Origin of the sequence: Pseudomonas sp. MWU12-2345 (genome assembly GCF_023242385.1) — a bacterium.
GTDB classification, from domain to species: domain Bacteria; phylum Pseudomonadota; class Gammaproteobacteria; order Pseudomonadales; family Pseudomonadaceae; genus Aquipseudomonas; species Aquipseudomonas gingeri_D.
Genome location: NZ_JALLJA010000003.1, coordinates 164,254 through 178,765 on the forward strand (window position 1 = coordinate 164,254; position 14,512 = coordinate 178,765).

Annotated in this window: 16 protein-coding genes and 1 pseudogene; 7 read left to right on the forward strand and 10 right to left on the reverse strand. The window is 61.8% G+C overall.

Translation table 11 applies throughout. The annotated features are described in order from the left end of the window. Window positions 1-81: 81 nt before the first annotated feature. From M5C71_RS09200 to M5C71_RS09235, 8 genes and pseudogenes are all read right to left on the reverse strand, one after another. Window positions 82-2,406: pseudogene (locus M5C71_RS09200) on the reverse strand (transporter substrate-binding domain-containing protein); the annotation flags it as partial. An 8-nt stretch (window positions 2,407-2,414) separates the two neighbouring features. Then, window positions 2,415-3,044: a response regulator transcription factor gene (locus M5C71_RS09205; RefSeq protein WP_040064687.1), complete on the reverse strand. Its 630-nt coding sequence runs from the start codon at window positions 3,042-3,044 to the stop codon at window positions 2,415-2,417. Between the two features lie 333 nt (window positions 3,045-3,377). Then, window positions 3,378-3,800 (reverse strand): response regulator, encoded by a 423-nt coding sequence (locus M5C71_RS09210; protein WP_248767681.1) that lies wholly within the window; start codon window positions 3,798-3,800, stop codon window positions 3,378-3,380. 241 nt (window positions 3,801-4,041) lie between these two features. After that, the gene (locus tag M5C71_RS09215) at window positions 4,042-5,373 is read right to left on the reverse strand and encodes a deoxyguanosinetriphosphate triphosphohydrolase (RefSeq protein ID WP_103499313.1); all 1,332 of its coding nucleotides are present in this window, start codon (window positions 5,371-5,373) and stop codon (window positions 4,042-4,044) included. Between the two features lie 95 nt (window positions 5,374-5,468). Then, window positions 5,469-6,632, reverse strand: coding sequence for an EAL domain-containing protein (locus M5C71_RS09220; protein WP_103499314.1), 1,164 nt, complete (start codon window positions 6,630-6,632; stop codon window positions 5,469-5,471). A gap of 122 nt (window positions 6,633-6,754) precedes the next feature. Then, a complete protein-coding gene (locus M5C71_RS09225) occupies window positions 6,755-7,096 on the reverse strand; it encodes a hypothetical protein (protein ID WP_103499315.1) in 342 nt (113 codons plus the stop codon). Further along, window positions 7,093-7,470 carry a phage holin family protein gene (locus tag M5C71_RS09230; protein ID WP_103499316.1) on the reverse strand — a complete coding sequence of 126 codons (378 nt, stop codon included), beginning with the start codon at window positions 7,468-7,470 and terminating at the stop codon, window positions 7,093-7,095. The genes M5C71_RS09225 and M5C71_RS09230 overlap by 4 nt, the downstream gene beginning before the upstream one ends. Window position 7,471: 1 nt before the next feature. Continuing rightward, window positions 7,472-7,786 (reverse strand): DUF883 family protein, encoded by a 315-nt coding sequence (locus M5C71_RS09235; protein ID WP_103499317.1) that lies wholly within the window; start codon window positions 7,784-7,786, stop codon window positions 7,472-7,474. Window positions 7,787-8,141: 355 nt separating this feature from the next. Here M5C71_RS09235 and M5C71_RS09240 point away from each other — a divergent pair, with 355 nt between their 5' ends. The 7 genes from M5C71_RS09240 (at window position 8,142) to M5C71_RS09270 (ending at window position 13,662) form a co-directional block, all read left to right on the forward strand. After that, window positions 8,142-9,350 carry an ammonium transporter gene (locus M5C71_RS09240; RefSeq protein ID WP_248767682.1) on the forward strand — a complete coding sequence of 403 codons (1,209 nt, stop codon included), beginning with the start codon at window positions 8,142-8,144 and terminating at the stop codon, window positions 9,348-9,350. Between the two features lie 75 nt (window positions 9,351-9,425). Further along, window positions 9,426-10,532: an acyltransferase gene (locus tag M5C71_RS09245; RefSeq protein WP_103499319.1), complete on the forward strand. Its 1,107-nt coding sequence runs from the start codon at window positions 9,426-9,428 to the stop codon at window positions 10,530-10,532. A 2-nt stretch (window positions 10,533-10,534) separates the two neighbouring features. Next, window positions 10,535-11,506, forward strand: a complete 972-nt coding sequence (locus M5C71_RS09250; protein ID WP_248745621.1) for an acyltransferase family protein — start codon at window positions 10,535-10,537, stop codon at window positions 11,504-11,506. A gap of 74 nt (window positions 11,507-11,580) precedes the next feature. Then, a complete protein-coding gene (locus tag M5C71_RS09255) occupies window positions 11,581-11,817 on the forward strand; it encodes a glutaredoxin family protein (protein WP_103499321.1) in 237 nt (78 codons plus the stop codon). 166 nt (window positions 11,818-11,983) lie between these two features. Beyond that, window positions 11,984-12,184, forward strand: a complete 201-nt coding sequence (locus M5C71_RS09260) for a hypothetical protein (protein ID WP_100940593.1) — start codon at window positions 11,984-11,986, stop codon at window positions 12,182-12,184. Between the two features lie 150 nt (window positions 12,185-12,334). Continuing rightward, complete coding sequence (locus M5C71_RS09265; protein ID WP_100940592.1) at window positions 12,335-12,667, forward strand: transcriptional regulator; 333 nt, start codon at window positions 12,335-12,337, stop codon at window positions 12,665-12,667. A gap of 104 nt (window positions 12,668-12,771) precedes the next feature. Continuing rightward, window positions 12,772-13,662, forward strand: a complete 891-nt coding sequence (locus M5C71_RS09270; RefSeq protein WP_103499322.1) for a pseudouridine synthase — start codon at window positions 12,772-12,774, stop codon at window positions 13,660-13,662. 12 nt (window positions 13,663-13,674) lie between these two features. Here the strand turns inward: M5C71_RS09270 and M5C71_RS09275 are convergent, their stop codons facing one another. Then, entirely contained in the window at window positions 13,675-14,130 is a 456-nt protein-coding gene (locus M5C71_RS09275) for a type II 3-dehydroquinate dehydratase (protein ID WP_177103006.1), read from the reverse strand. A gap of 147 nt (window positions 14,131-14,277) precedes the next feature. After that, window positions 14,278-14,499, reverse strand: coding sequence for a YgdI/YgdR family lipoprotein (locus M5C71_RS09280; protein ID WP_103499324.1), 222 nt, complete (start codon window positions 14,497-14,499; stop codon window positions 14,278-14,280). Window positions 14,500-14,512 lie beyond the last annotated feature (13 nt).

A 14,512-nucleotide genomic window follows, 5' to 3' on the forward strand; every position in this document is an offset into this window, starting at 1 on the left:
TCAAAGTCATCATGTCAGCAAAGCCCTCTAAATCCCTGAGCTGTAGGGGTTGTGATGAGGTAGGTAAAAAGCAAAACGAACTATATCGAGGATATCGCCGATCAGTTCCAGCAGGTCCTTGGCCGAGTTGTAGGCGACTTCGATGGCGGGGCGATCGAGGTGGCCCTGGTCCGCGCGCTTGAGGGTCAGTTCTAGCATGCCGATCACCGCGTTCATCGGTGTGCGGATTTCGTGGCTCATGGTTGCCAGGAAGGTGCTCTTGGCCCGGTTGGCGCTGTCGGCCTGGTCCTTGGCCGCGCGCAGTTCTTCGAACAGTTCGCGGCGTTCGCTGATGTCGATCCAGCCGCCGATGATGCCCTGCACCTCGCCCAGGGAGTTACGGTAGGGCAGGATCCAGTGATAGATGGTCATCCGGCGGTCGCCGATATGCAGGGTGCGGTCGCAGATCTGCGCCGTGCCTTCGTCCATCACCCGCTGGTAGTCGGCCTGGTATTCCCGGGCCTCGAAGGCGTTGCCCTGGTAGGCGTCCATGACCCGCTTGCCGATCACATCCTCGAGCTTGGTCGAGAAGGCTTGCAGGTAGCTGTCGTTGCAGGTCTGCAACAAGCCTTCGCGATCACGCACATAGATCGGGTGCGGGGTGCCGTTGACCAGCGCGCGCATGAATTCGAACTGGTCGCTCAGGGCCCGCTCGGCCAGTTGCCGTTGTCGGATCTGCCGGCGCATGTAGGCGTTCCAGCCCAGCGAGAGCAGCAGCAGCGCGCCGGCCCCCATGACGATCTGCAGGATCAGCCGATGGTAGTTGCGCCAGTAGCTCTCGGACGATGGTGTGTAGCCGCGCCAGCGACTGTTGATGATGCCCAGTTCGTCCGGGGCGATGCTCAGCAGCGCCTTGTCGAGAATCGAGCCCAGCTCCGTGGCCCCACGGGCAGTGGCCAGGGCGAAGATCGCCTGCTGGGTGCCGATGGTCGCGCTGATCTGCAGCTTGTCGTCGAAGGTTTGCGAGGCGATCAGGTAGTTGGCGATCACCAGCGAACTCACCGCGCCTTCCGCCTGGCCCTGGGCGAGCAGTTCGACCGCCTTGAGGCTGTCGTCGGTTTCAATCAGCTTGATCTGCGGGAAATCGCTGCGCAGGTAGTCGATCAGCGGGTTGCCGCGGATCACCGCCAGGCGCCGGCCCTGCATCTGGTCGAGGTTGTTGACGTTGTCGCGGCCCTTGGCCGTCAGCAGCACGAACGAGTTCTCCATGTACGGCCGGCTGAAATGCAGGATGTTCTCGCGTTCATTGGTCGGGCTGACGGCGGCGATAATGTCGGCCTGGTCGTTTTTGATCCGGTTGATCATGTCGTCCAGGCTGCGCGAGCGCTGCACGTCGAAACGCAGGCCGGTGCGCAGGCGGATCAGTTCCAGCAGGTCGGCGGTGACGCCACGGAAACTGTTGTCGGCGTCGAAGAAGGTGATCGGCGCCAGGGCTTCGTTGACCACCACGCGGACCACCGGGTGCTCCTTGATCCAGCGTTCTTCGCGCGCGGTCAGTTGCAGCTTGTGGTCGGTCAGCAGGATGTCGCTGCCGGCGCTCCAGCGGTGGGCGATACTCTCGCGCTCGCTGGTGGGGATCGCCTTCAGGGTGGCGTTGACGGCGCCCAGCAGGGCGGCGTTGTCACCGCGCACGGCAAAGCTGAAGCCGTAGGCCTCGTGCTTGCCGAAGTTGGCCATTTTCACATTGCGCAAATAGCCCTTGTTGATCAGGTAGTGGGTCGAGATGGTGTCGCCGAGAAACACGTCGGCCTGGTCGAACGCCACGGCGTTGAGCGCGTTCAGGTAGGACGGGTAGAACTGCAGCGTGGCATTGGGATAAAGGCTCTTGATCTCGTCCAGTGGCAGGTAGTGGTAGACCATGCTCAGGCGCATGCCCGCCAGGCCATCGCTCAGGGCGCGGGTTTCGTTTTCACGGGTGACCAGCACCGGCTGGTCGATGGCGTAGGGGGTCGACAGCGCAATGTTCTTGTTCACCGCCTCGAAGCCGTTGGCGCTGCCGAGCAGGTCGATTCGGCCTTGTTCGAGGGCACTGATGGCGGCTTCGCGGGTGGCAAAGCTCTGCACCTTGATCGGCAGGCCCAGGGCCTTGGCCAGGATACCGGCGTAGTCGGCGGTGATGCCTTCATAGTCATGGCCGCTGACGGTCATGTCGAAAGGCGGGTAATCCGGGGCGGAGGTGCCGAGCACCAGCTCGCGCTTGTCCTCGACCCAGCGCCGTTGCTCCTTGTCCAGCACGACCTCCATGTGGCTGGCGCTTGAACGGCTGAGTAATGAGAAGTGGGTGATACCCGGGGTCTCTGCAAGCGCTGACAGGCACAGGCACAAGCCTGTGATCACCATCAGATAGTCCTTTATGCGCATGGGCATTGGTTTTCTCACACTACCGCGTTGCGTTTGGCCATCTCGATAAGCTCTACCAGGGATTTGGCCTTGAGTTTTTGCATAAGTCTTTTCTTGTAGGTACTGACGGTCTTGTTGCTGAGAAACATACCCTTGGCGATTTCCTTGTTGGTCCGGCCCTGGGCAAACAATTGCAGGACCATCAGTTCCCGATCATTGACGAGTTTGAAGAGTTCGATCTCCGGATTTTCCGGCCCCTCTTTTCGAGCACCGATCAACGCCTGGCTTGGGAAGTAATTGTAGCCGGACAGTACCGCCTTGATCGCACTCAGCAACTCGCTCAAGTCTTCGGCCTTGCAGACATAGCCCGAGGCGCCGGACTGCATGCAGCGCATGGCGAACAGGTTGGGCGTCTGCGCCGTCAGCACCAGGGTCTTGAGCGGCGAATTCATTGCATTGAAGCGGGCCAGCACCTCCAGGCCGTCGAGTTTGGGGATACTGATATCGAGGATCACCAGGTCCGGCATGCATTCGCGGACCATTTGCATCGCGTCGACACCGTTATCGGTTTCCCCGACTATTTCATAACAATCTTCTTGTTCCAACAATATCCTGATGGCCAGGCGGACAACGGGGTGGTCGTCGACGATAAAAACCGAGTTCATAATAAAGTCCCATACGAGCTGTTTGGAAAGCGCGAACCTTAGCTCAGTTGGACAAGCGGGCGCATGAAGGGAAGGCCCTACAGAGGTAGTATAGGAATATTCCTACTTTAAATAGGGTTTCGACTTACGCATGACGCAAGTTTGAAAGGGAAGAGCCGTTCAGTATTGAATGGGGTGGTTATACGGAATGGTTGATGCTTTATAAATTCTTATAATGTTTTGGGAAATGTCCTACTTGCTGGTAGGCATGTTTTTGCCATTGCCGCCCCCGGGCGGAGTCGGGGCAGGGGGGGGCAGGTCACGTCGGCGCGCCGGGATGAGGCTCGGCGATGGCTAGGGCTCGGCAGGGCCGCGTGCCTCATGCGGGTAGCGATCCAGGCCCAGGGCGCTCTGCAGGTCCGGGCCGTTCAGCGGTTTGCTCAGGCAGCCGAGCAAGGGCAGCCGTCGCTCCAGCGCGAGGGCGCTGAGGGCCGCGAGTTCTTCGCTGCTGAGGCTGCTGAGCAGGATCGCCTGTTTGATCATGCCGCTGCGGCAGGCGGTTTCGATCAGGTCCAGCCCGAGGACGTCCGGCAGGCACTGGTCGCACAACATCAGGTCGAACGGGGTGTGCGCCGAATTCAGTGCACTCATGGCTTCCCGGGCGTTGAGCGTTGGCGTCAGGGCGTGGAAGCCATAGCTGTTGAGCAGGCTCTGGGTGGCGGCCAGTTGAAAGGGGTGATCCTCTACCAGCAACACGCGTAAGTTGTGTTTGGGCATGGTGTTTTCCGGGCGACCTGTCGGCTCGGGACAAGGCTACATAGATAGGCGCTGTGTAGGAAAATATGCCTGGAATCGGGCGCTTGTTGAATGGCAGGTCAGCTTGAGTGTGGGCGGCAGACATAAGAGGAAAGCAATTATTTCAGTGGGCCGAAGCCATGATCAATCAGTTCATTCTCTCGCCGATGTAGGTTTTATCCCGCTAGACAGCCCGCCCTGATCAGGGGCGGGCGGCTGGGGTTTATACCGGGCTGGAGCGACCGGTCATTTCCCGGGCCATTTCACTGGCGTAGCTGTCGGTCATGCCGGCGATGAAGTCGATCACCCGCAGGAACGAGCTGTGCAGCGGCCACTCGGGCCGGGGGGCGCTGTTGCCGAGCAGGTCGAGGATACGCCGATGCTTGAACGACGGCGTACGTCCGCCGTGTTGTTCCAGGGCCGCGCCACAGAAGGCGTTCAAGAGGATTTCCAGGGTGGTGTAGGCGCCGATCTCGTGGAGGGTCTTGCGCTTGTCCTGGAAGATTTTCTTGCGGGCGATGTCCTTGGCGTTGAGCACGCAGCGTTTGGCCGGGCCATGCATATGCTCGACCAGATCCCCTGGCAGGGTCCCGGCCAGCAGCGCGTCCTGTTGCTCGACGAAGGCCCTGGCCGCGGCGTTGGTCAAGTGTTCGATGGCCTTGCCGCGCAGGATCGCCAGCTTGCGTCGACGGGAGTCCTGCGGCCCGAGTTGCCGATAGGTTTCCGGCAGGTCGTCGCCCACCAGGCCGAGCAGCAGGGACTCGACCTCGGCATACTCGAGCAGGTCCATTTCCAGGCCGTCTTCCAGGTCGATCAGGGCATAGCAGATATCGTCGGCGGCCTCCATCAGGTAGACCAGCGGGTGGCGCGCCCAGCGTTGTTCCTCCAACTGTGGCAGGCCGAGCTTGTGGGCGATCTGCTCGAGAATCGGCAGTTCGCTCTGGTAGCAGCCGAACTTGTGTTTCTTGTAGCCCAGGGAATCGGCGTGGCGCGCCGTCCACGGGTACTTGAGGTAGGTGCCGAGGGTGGCGTAGGTCAGGCGGGTACCGCCTTCGAACTGGTGATATTCCAGCTGGGTCAGGACCCGGAAGCCCTGGGCGTTGCCTTCGAAATTGAGGAAGTCATTGCCTTCGGCCACGCTCATGCCGTCCAGCCAGCCGCGCCCGGCCGCCTGCTGGAACCAGTGGCGAATGGCGTCCTCGCCGGAGTGGCCGAACGGCGGGTTGCCGATGTCATGGGCCAGGCAGGCCGATTGCACGACCATGCCCAGGTCGCTCGGTTCGCACCAGTCGGGCAGGGCATCGCGCAGGGTTTCACCGACGCGCATACCCAGGGAGCGACCGACACAACTGACTTCCAGCGAGTGGGTCAGGCGGGTGTGGATATGGTCGTTGCTGGTCACCGGGTGGACCTGGGTCTTGCGCCCCAGGCGCCGGAAGGCTCCGGAGAAGATGATGCGGTCGTGGTCTTTGTGGAAGGGGCTGCGGCCCAGTTCTTCAGGGCTGTGCAGCGATTTCCCGAGACGTTCGCGGGTAAGCAGGGTGTGCCAATCCAAGGCGGGGCTCTCCGTCGGTGACTGATGCCCCAGCTTCCCGTTTAGTGTGCCGGCCTGCAAGCAAAACTGTGCAAGTAAACCTGTGCAGGCAAACCTTATAGGCCGGCGGCGTCGATGTCGATCAGCAGCAGCCGCTGGCCGTTGCCGAAGAATTGCCCGGCGGTCAGGCAATACTGGTTGCTGGTGGCGTCGCGATAGGTGCTGGAAAGGATCAGACGGCGCTCGTCCCAGCCTTCGGCCAGCAGGTGATAGAAGTAGGGCCGCCAGGACCAGTTGTGGCCCAGGTAGCTGCTGTCGGCCTGCCAGGCATTGTGGCGCCATTCCAGATTGGGCGTGAGCTGGGTGCCGTGGCGATCGCACTGGTAGAAACGCAGCAGCCAGGGGTAACCGTCGGGCCGTGGCAACTGGCTGAGCGGTGCCTGGCCCTGGGCCCAGCTCTGCAGTGTGGCCATGAGCCCGCCCAGTTGCTGGCGCAGGTTCATCAGGCGCGCGCGCTCGGCCAGCTTCTGCTGCACATAACGCTCGCGCAGTTCGGCGAAGCGGGCGACAAAGGCATCGGTGGCAAAGAAGTCCAGTTCGGCCTTGGCGAACAGATAACCCTGGACGTAACGCGAGCCGCATTCCAGGGCGAAATTCAGCTCGGCCTCGGTTTCCACGCCTTCGGCGATGATCCAGCAGCCGGTCTTTTCCGCCATTTGCGCCAGGGCCTTGACCACTTCGCTGCTGGGACCGCCGCGCGCCGCGGCCTGGAACAGGCGCATATCGAGCTTGAGAATGTCCGGCTGCAAGGCCAGCACGCGATCGAGTTGGGAATACCCGGCGCCGAAATCGTCGATGGCGATCCGTGCGCCGGCCTCTCGATAGCGCTTGACCACTTCCGCCAGGCGCAGGCTGTCGCCCCCCAGTTCGGTGATTTCGAAGACGATGCGCCGTGGGTCGACAGCGTACTGCGCCAGTTGCTTGAGGCTCGGCAGGGCCTGGCCATTGCTCAGGCGGCTGATCCAGCGCGGCGACATGTTCAGGCTCAGGAACCAGTCCGGGGGCGCTTCATGCAGCCGGCTGAGGGCGTTGTCGCGGATCTGCCGGTCCAGGCGTCGCAGTGCGGCGGAGGGGGTTCGCGGATCGGCGAACAGGGGGCCCACGGAGGTCAGTTGTCCATTGTCCTGGCGCAGTCGGCCAAGGGCCTCGACACCGGCGATACGGCCGGTGGCGGTATCGATGAACGGCTGAAAGCAGGCGAGCGGTTGCCCGTCGATCACGGTGCCTCCTTGGGCTGGGTCTTATAAGTCTGGCTGCGGCGGGCAAGGCAGATTGAGCGCGAGCCCGAAGGTTCGTGCTCAACCCGATGGCTACTGCAAGAATGCAGCCAGCTTTTCTGGCGTCAGGGTTTGGACGCGGTGCCCCGCAGCGCCAGCCGAATCAGCGGCAACAGGCTGGCCCCCAGGCGCGCCCAGCGCGACAGGCTGTCGACGCCGCCGCCCTTGGCGCCCCTGCCGCTCATGAAGCCCAGCAGCGTGACGATGCCGATTCCCCACAGAGGCGCGTGCTTGAGGCCCAGGTTGGCCTGCCAGTTCCGACCCAGGCCGCGCATGCGCTGCAAGGGTTGCAGCAGTTCCCGGGACTCATGGCGGATTTCCTGGCGATGCATTTCCATGCGCAGGCGGATCAGCGCCTTGCGCATATCACGCCGGGTATGGAGGTGCGTCAGGTCGGGCAGGCTCATGGCAGCAGTCGCTCGCGGTCGTTGGCCAACTCTTCAAGGGTGGCATGGAAGGGCGACGACTCATCGAAGATCGCCGCTTTCAGGCGCAGGGCGCAGAACAGCGCGGCCATGCAGTAAAACACGCAAAGGCCGATGATCCCGGCCAGGCGCGCGGTGTCCCAGAGCAGGATCAGTACCAGCGCCGACAGCCCCACCAGCAGCAACAGGCCGAACACCAGGGTCAGCCCGGCGAACAGCAACAGGCTGACGGTCCGGGCCTTCTGCTCCTGGAGCTCGATGCCGAACAATTCAACATGGCTGTGCAACAGGCCGAGGAACGCCGCACCCAGGCGGCGACTCGAGGCACCGCTGCCGCTCGATTCATCCCCGGCCATATCAGCGCCGCGTCGCCAGCAGGCCGACGATAAAGCCGATACCGGCGGCAATCCCGATGGACTGCCAGGGTTTGGCCTGGACGTAGGCTTCGGTCGCGTCGACCGCCGCCTGGCCGCGATCGCGCAGGGAGGCTTCGGTCAGTTGCAGGGTTTCGCGGGCCTTGAGCAGGCTTTCGTGAATCTGTGTGCGCAGCTCATCGGCCTGGTCGCCAGCAAGACTGGCGGTGTGCTCGAGCAGGCGCTCGGTGTCGCTGACCAGGGTCTGGAAATCCGCCATCAGTATTTCTTGAGCCGTCTGTGCCGTTTTGCGAGCCATGATGTTCTCCGTGAAAAGCTATCTATGAAAAAGCGTCCGTGAAAAGTCTGTGCAGGTTTCGAGTGTGGACCCGGGCTGAAGGTTCACTGCGATCGGCTGGTACAGCTTTTGCTTTGTGCTGGTGCGTTGTGCCGGGCATGTGCGCTGTATTTGGGCGCGCCAGGGCCCTGGCCTGCGAAAACCATACCTCAAATAATCAAAAAACGCGGAAAAAACCCGAGGGTTCCTCGCGCTGCGTGTTTCGTCCTGCGCCAAAGCGGTTCGCTCTCGGCTCGGTGTGGCGCCAATCTGGTGCGAAATGCGTAGTAATTGAACTGCTTTGGTGCTTTTCCCTGACTTCAGGTCTGCCGTCTCCATGGAAAATTTGCAAAGCGCTGTGGACACTCTGGTCCACGGTTCCAACACCCTGTTCATTCTGCTCGGGGCGGTCATGGTCCTGGCCATGCACGCCGGTTTCGCCTTTCTCGAGGTCGGCACCGTTCGGCAAAAGAACCAGGTCAATGCCTTGTCGAAAATCCTCAGCGACTTCGCGATTTCGACCCTGGCCTATTTCTTTATAGGTTACTGGATTTCCTACGGTGTGAGCTTTTTACAGCCGGCGGCGCAAATCAGCGGCGACCACGGCTATGGCCTGGTGAAGTTCTTTTTCCTGCTGACCTTCGCGGCGGCGATTCCGGCGATCATTTCCGGCGGGATTGCCGAGCGTGCGCGGTTTGCCCCGCAGTTGTGCGCCACCGCCCTGATCGTAGCCTTTGTCTACCCGTTTTTCGAAGGCCTGGTCTGGAACGGTAACTTCGGCCTGCAAGCCTGGCTGCTGGCGCGCTTTGGCGCCAGCTTCCATGACTTCGCCGGCTCCGTGGTGGTGCACGCCATGGGTGGCTGGCTGGCGCTGGCGGCGGTGCTCTTGCTGGGGCCGCGTCAGGGTCGCTACCGCGAGGGGCGGTTGGTGGCGTTCGCACCGTCGAGCATTCCGTTCCTGGCCCTGGGGTCGTGGATCCTGATCGTCGGCTGGTTCGGCTTCAACGTCATGAGCACGCAGACCCTGCAAGGGGTGAGTGGGCTGGTGGCGGTCAATTCGTTGATGGCGATGGTCGGCGGCACGGTGGCGGCGCTGATCATCGGCCGCAACGATCCGGGCTTCCTGCACAACGGCCCCCTGGCCGGGCTGGTGGCGATCTGTGCCGGTTCCGACCTGATGCACCCGGTGGGCGCGCTGGTGACCGGCGTGGTGGCGGGCGGCTTGTTCGTCTGGTGTTTTATCGCGGCCCAGAGCCAGTGGAAGATCGACGATGTGCTTGGCGTCTGGCCGTTGCATGGCCTGTGTGGGGTCTGGGGCGGGATTGCCTGTGGGATCTTCGGCCAGCAGGCGTTGGGCGGCCTGGGTGGCGTCAGCCTGGTCAGCCAGTTGATCGGCACCGGCTTGGGGGTGGTGGTGGCCCTGATCGGTGGCTTTGCCGTGTACGGCGCGATCAAGGCCGTGCATGGCCTACGCTTGAGCCAGGAAGAGGAGTACTACGGGGCCGATCTGTCGATCCACAAGATCGGTGCGGTGAGTCAGGACTAATCCGACTCGGTTCGCTATGATCAACCCCAGATCAGGGGGGGCGTGTGGCCAGGTTCCCGTCGAGCGGAGAGGTCTATGGAGCGTCTGTATTCACTGCAAGGCTTGAGGGGCGCGGCAGTGCTGGGCGTGGTCTTGTTCCACATGGCGGCGGTCGAGCACAAGTACTCCGGCGGCGATACCTTGCTGCCGGCGTGGGTGGATTTTTTCCAGCTGGGCGTTGACCTGTTCTTTGTCATCAGCGGCTTCGTCATGGTGATCGTCACCCGCGGCCGCTTCCAGGATCGGGTCCAGGCCCAGCGTTTTCTGTTCAACCGGGTCTCGCGGATCTACCCCAACTACTGGCTCTACTTCTTTATCACCCTGGCGGTCTATCTGGTCCAGCCGATGCTGGTCAACAGCTCCCACGGTGGTTCCAACCTGTGGCTGTCGTTCCTGCTGCTGCCCAATGATCGGGTATTGCTGGTGATGGTGGCCTGGTCGCTGGTGTTCGAGTTGTGGTTCTACCTGGTGTTCAGCCTGCTGCTGGGGTTTCGCGAGCGTGGCTTGCCGCTGTTGCTGCTGGCCTGGGCGGTGGCGCTGGTGGCGTTCAACCTGTTGGACTCCTGGCGCGACTATTCCTCGGCCCTGAAGATTATCCTGCACCCCTATGCACTGGAATTCATTATCGGCAGCGCGGCGGCGCTGTTCTTCTATGGTCGGCACAGTGCAAAAGTACCGAACGCCGTGCTCTGGCTGGTCCTGGCGACGGCGCTGGTGCCGGGTTTTGCCTTGATCGGGCACTATGAACTGTTCTCTACCGAGGGCTTGCCGAGGATGCTGTGGGTGGGGCTGGTATTCGGCGCCCTGACACTGTCGCTGGCCTTGCTGGAGCGGCGCCAGTTGATCCGTTGCCCACGCTTTCTGGTCTTCACCGGTGATATGTCCTACACCATCTATCTCTCGCACTTGCTGGTGCTCGGCGTCGTGGGCCGGGCCTGGCAGATCATCGGCAACTGGCCGACCCATATCGAGGACAATCTGGTGTTCCTGGTCCTGATGATGCTCGCGGTCTGGGGTTACGGCTGGGTCGGCTACTCGTTTTTTGAAAAACCGGTGCTCGATCGGGCGACAAGCTACTGCAAGCGACGGTTTCGGACCGTCTCCTCCCACAAAGCGTCCGATCCGTTGCCGGACGGCAAATGAGGATGGCTAAAGTCCTCAACGGCAATCTGGATGCCTTGAAAGTCCTGCTGGCGATATTTGTCGTGGTGTTGCATTGCCATTTCATGGGCGGCAACTACACCGCGGTGGGTTACTTGCTGTGCAATGGCTTGTTCCGCGTGGCGGTGCCGACCTTCTTTGTCATCAACGGTTACTACCTGTGGCAGACCCTCGCCTCCGGGCACTCGTTTGCGCTCTGGTTCAAGCGTGGCCTGCAGTTGTATCTGCTCTGGATGCTGGTCTACAGCCCGATCTATGCGAGCTTCGCCGACCTGGGCAGTGTCGGCGGCGTGCTGGGAATACTGAAGCAGTTCGTGATCGGTTACTTCCACCTCTGGTACCTGGTGGGCATGCTCGGTGGCGGCCTGATCCTCTACCTGTTGCGCAATCGACCCACGGGCCTGCTGCTGGCGCTGGCGTCGAGTGCCTTTGTGGTCGGCCTGGTGCTGCAATATGCCCGGGTCTATTTCGAGCTGCCCAACGCCTTTCTCCAGCATTTCAACCAGAACGACTACACCGCGCGGAATTTCCTGTTCATGGGCTTTCCGTTCATGGCGCTGGGGTTTCTCCTGGCCCGTCACGGCGTGCCGGAACGGGCTACCCGGGGAAAGGTCTGCCTGGCGTTGGCGCTCGGCCTGGCCCTGCTGTTGGGCGAAGCCTGGCTGAATTACTCGCATCAGGCCGATGCCCGGCAGAACTTCGATTTCCTGGCATCGTTGCCGCTGGTCACGTCGGCGTTGTTCCTGTTGCCGTTCGTGTTTTTCCGCGCTTCCAGCAGCAACCTCAACGCCAAGTTGTCCTCCGCGCTCTACTATGTGCATCCGTTGTTCCTCTACGGGGCGTTGTCGGCGGGACTGGCGTACGGCAATACCCTGACCGCGGTAGTGCTGCTCCTGGCTTTAGTCGCGGCACCATTGCTGATCCTCGTCAGCCGGCGTGTGCGCTTCCTGCTCTGAGGGCCGTGTCGTCGCTCGACTGGCCCGGATGACGGACCTAGAATAAGTCTTCATCCTTTCCCGGACCCCTTGCCATGCTTCCTGAATGCCAGCTGTTCGGCACCCTGGGTTGCCATCTCTGTGAAGTCGCCGAAGCCCTGCTGATGCCGCTGGTCGATCACGGCCTGATGGTGGAACTGGTGGATATCGCCGCCGATGAGGCCTTGTTCGATGCCTATGGCTTGCGGATTCCGGTGCTACGCCGGGCGGACACCAGGGCCGAGTTGGACTGGCCCTTTGATGTCGAGCAGGTCGTGGCTTTTCTACGCTGAAGCGATCTATCTCGCTCCTGTCATATGCCTGCTGCACCCTTGTCGGGTGGTGGTGGCGCTTCTGTTTCATCAAATTACCTGCGGTTGCGCTGGAAAAACGACTGTGCTTACGTCGCTGCATGACGTTTGAGGCAGCACGTTCCAGTGGTGCAAGGGAGGAAATGAAATGAAAGGGAGGTCCATTCTGCTGGTCAACCAACTGGGCGGTCGCAAGTTCCTGGCCACCGTGGTGGTTGGCGTAAGCACCGCGGCGTTGACCTGGTATGGAAAGATCGATGGTGGGACCTACGCCATGGTGATCCTCGGCACGGTGGGCTCGTTCATCGGCGGCAACGTCTATGGAAAAGTCCATCCCAGGGAATCATGAGGGCTGCCGGCAGGCGGCAATCGGTTGGCGGGTCATCAAAAAATCAGTTACTGTATGTTTATACAGTTTTCGTTCCGGTGTTGGGACAGGATGCCCACCCTGACGTGCGCACCCGGGAACGGAATCCAGAGAGATTAAGAGGGTTAAAGCATGCTCAATGTCGAACAATTGAAATCCAGCGTGAACCGCATGTCCGCTGATGTGGTGCGCGAGGCTGTACTCGAGTTGCGCCTGGACGGGCTGGTAACGGAAGGCAAGACACCGTTCAACAAGTTGCATTTCAACACCTGTTTCGCGGAAATCGAAGCCCTGTTCCAGCGCGCGGGTTATCACCGGCAACTGGATGTGGTGGGTTACCAGGGCTTGTTGTACGCCCTCTACGATCCGGGGCGCTGGGAGGCGGTGGATGTGTTGCGCTGGCTGAAGGACTACACCGAGGCGGCCGGTGCAAAGCTGCTGGGTAGCAAGATCGCTTCGGGCTGAGGCACGGGCAGGGCGACGGGCATCGCGATTGCGTTACCGCGAGCCTAGGTTCTGCCGGGGTCTTGCGGGATAATGCCGGCTTGCCCAGCCGTTCGAGTCCTGTCATGTCCGCCTTGCCCTTCAATGCCGCCGAGCACCAGGCCAGCACCTTGTACCTGCCACCCGGTTCGTGGGCCACGGTGCTGGACTGCCTGTGCGAACATTTCAAGGCGATCAGCCGCGAGCAATGGCTCGATCGCATTGCCCGCGGCCGGGTGCTGGACGCCGAGGGAGTGGCCATCAGCGCGCAGTTGCCTTACCGCGAAGGCCTGCGCATCCACTACTTTCGCGAAGTGCCGAACGAGACGCCGATTCCGGTGAGGGAGACGATTCTCTACGCCGATGAACACCTGGTGGTGGCGGACAAACCGCATTTCCTGCCGGTCACGCCGGCCGGCGAGTATGTCGAGCAGACCTTGTTGCGACGCTTGATCCACCGTCTGGACAATCCGCACCTGGTGCCGTTGCATCGGATCGACCGGCACACCGCCGGCCTGGTGCTGTTCTCGGCCAATCCCGCGAGCCGTTCGGCCTATCAGGCGCTGTTTCCGACCCGGCAGATTGAAAAGCGCTACGAGGCGATTGCCCGTGCCTTGCCGAGCCTGTCGTTCCCGCTGGTGCACAAAAGCCGCCTGGTGGAAGGCGAGCCGTTTTTCCGCATGCGCGAAGGGGACGGTACCAGCAATACCGAAACCGCTGTCGAGGTCGCTGAAAAAAATGGCGAGCTGTGGCGCTACGGGCTGTATCCGGTGACGGGCAAGAAGCATCAGTTGCGGGTGCACATGGCGGCCCTCGGCGCGGGCATCTGCAACGACCCGTTTTATCCACAGGTGCTCAAGGATGCCGTGGATGACTACGCCAACCCTCTCAAGCTGTTGGCCCAGGGCTTGCGTTTCATTGATCCGATCAGCGACCGGGAGCGTCGCTTCGAGAGCGAGATCGTTCTGCACTGGTGACACCGACGGCCGTCAGTAGCAGGCCTGGGCTTGGGCCTGAGCCGCGCTCACCGCGGCCCGCAGGCCCAGCAGGTAGCTGTCGACGCCGAAACCGCAGATCTGGCCCCGGGCCACTTCGGCCAGCACCGAAGGCTGGTGCAAGGGTTCGTTGCGATTGATATTGGCCATGTGCAACTCGATCACCGGCACCGACAAGTGCGCCAGGGCGTCGCGAATATCGTAGCTGCTGTGGGCCCAGGCACCGGCATTGATCAGCACCGCGTCGACCTGCTCGCGGGCGCCTTGGCGAATGCGGATGCACATCGCCCCCTCGCTGTTGGTCTGGAAACTGGTGACATCCACGTCCAGTTCCCGGGCCAGCGTGCGCAGGCGCTCGTCGATCTGTTCCAGGGTGATGCCCGCATGGCGGATCGGCTCGCACTTGCCGAACAGATGGTGGTTGAGGCCGTGCAGCATCAGGACTTTCATGATTCAGCTACCGGAAGAGAAATGGGCTCGAGTGAGGGATTCCCATAGAATAGGCCGTACCCGCGGGTTGTGCCTGTACGTCGCCGCCGTCGGGCAAAAACGACGGAGCCCGCGCAAGGCGGGCTCCGTATTGAAAGCGTAGAGGCCTTACAGCTCTTTGACGGTCCGCACCTGGTCCTTGTTGATGCGGGTCTTTTTACCGTCCAGTTGCTTGAATTCGTAGAACCCCGAGTCTTCGTCGTATTTCGGGGTGTCCACCGCCTGGATTTCACGTCCGTCATTCAAGGTGATCACCGTCGGCGACGAGCAGCCGGCGAGGCCGGCCAGGGCGGTTGTCAGCAGGAGTGCGGCAAGAGTCCGTTGCGTCATGGTACTTCTCCGG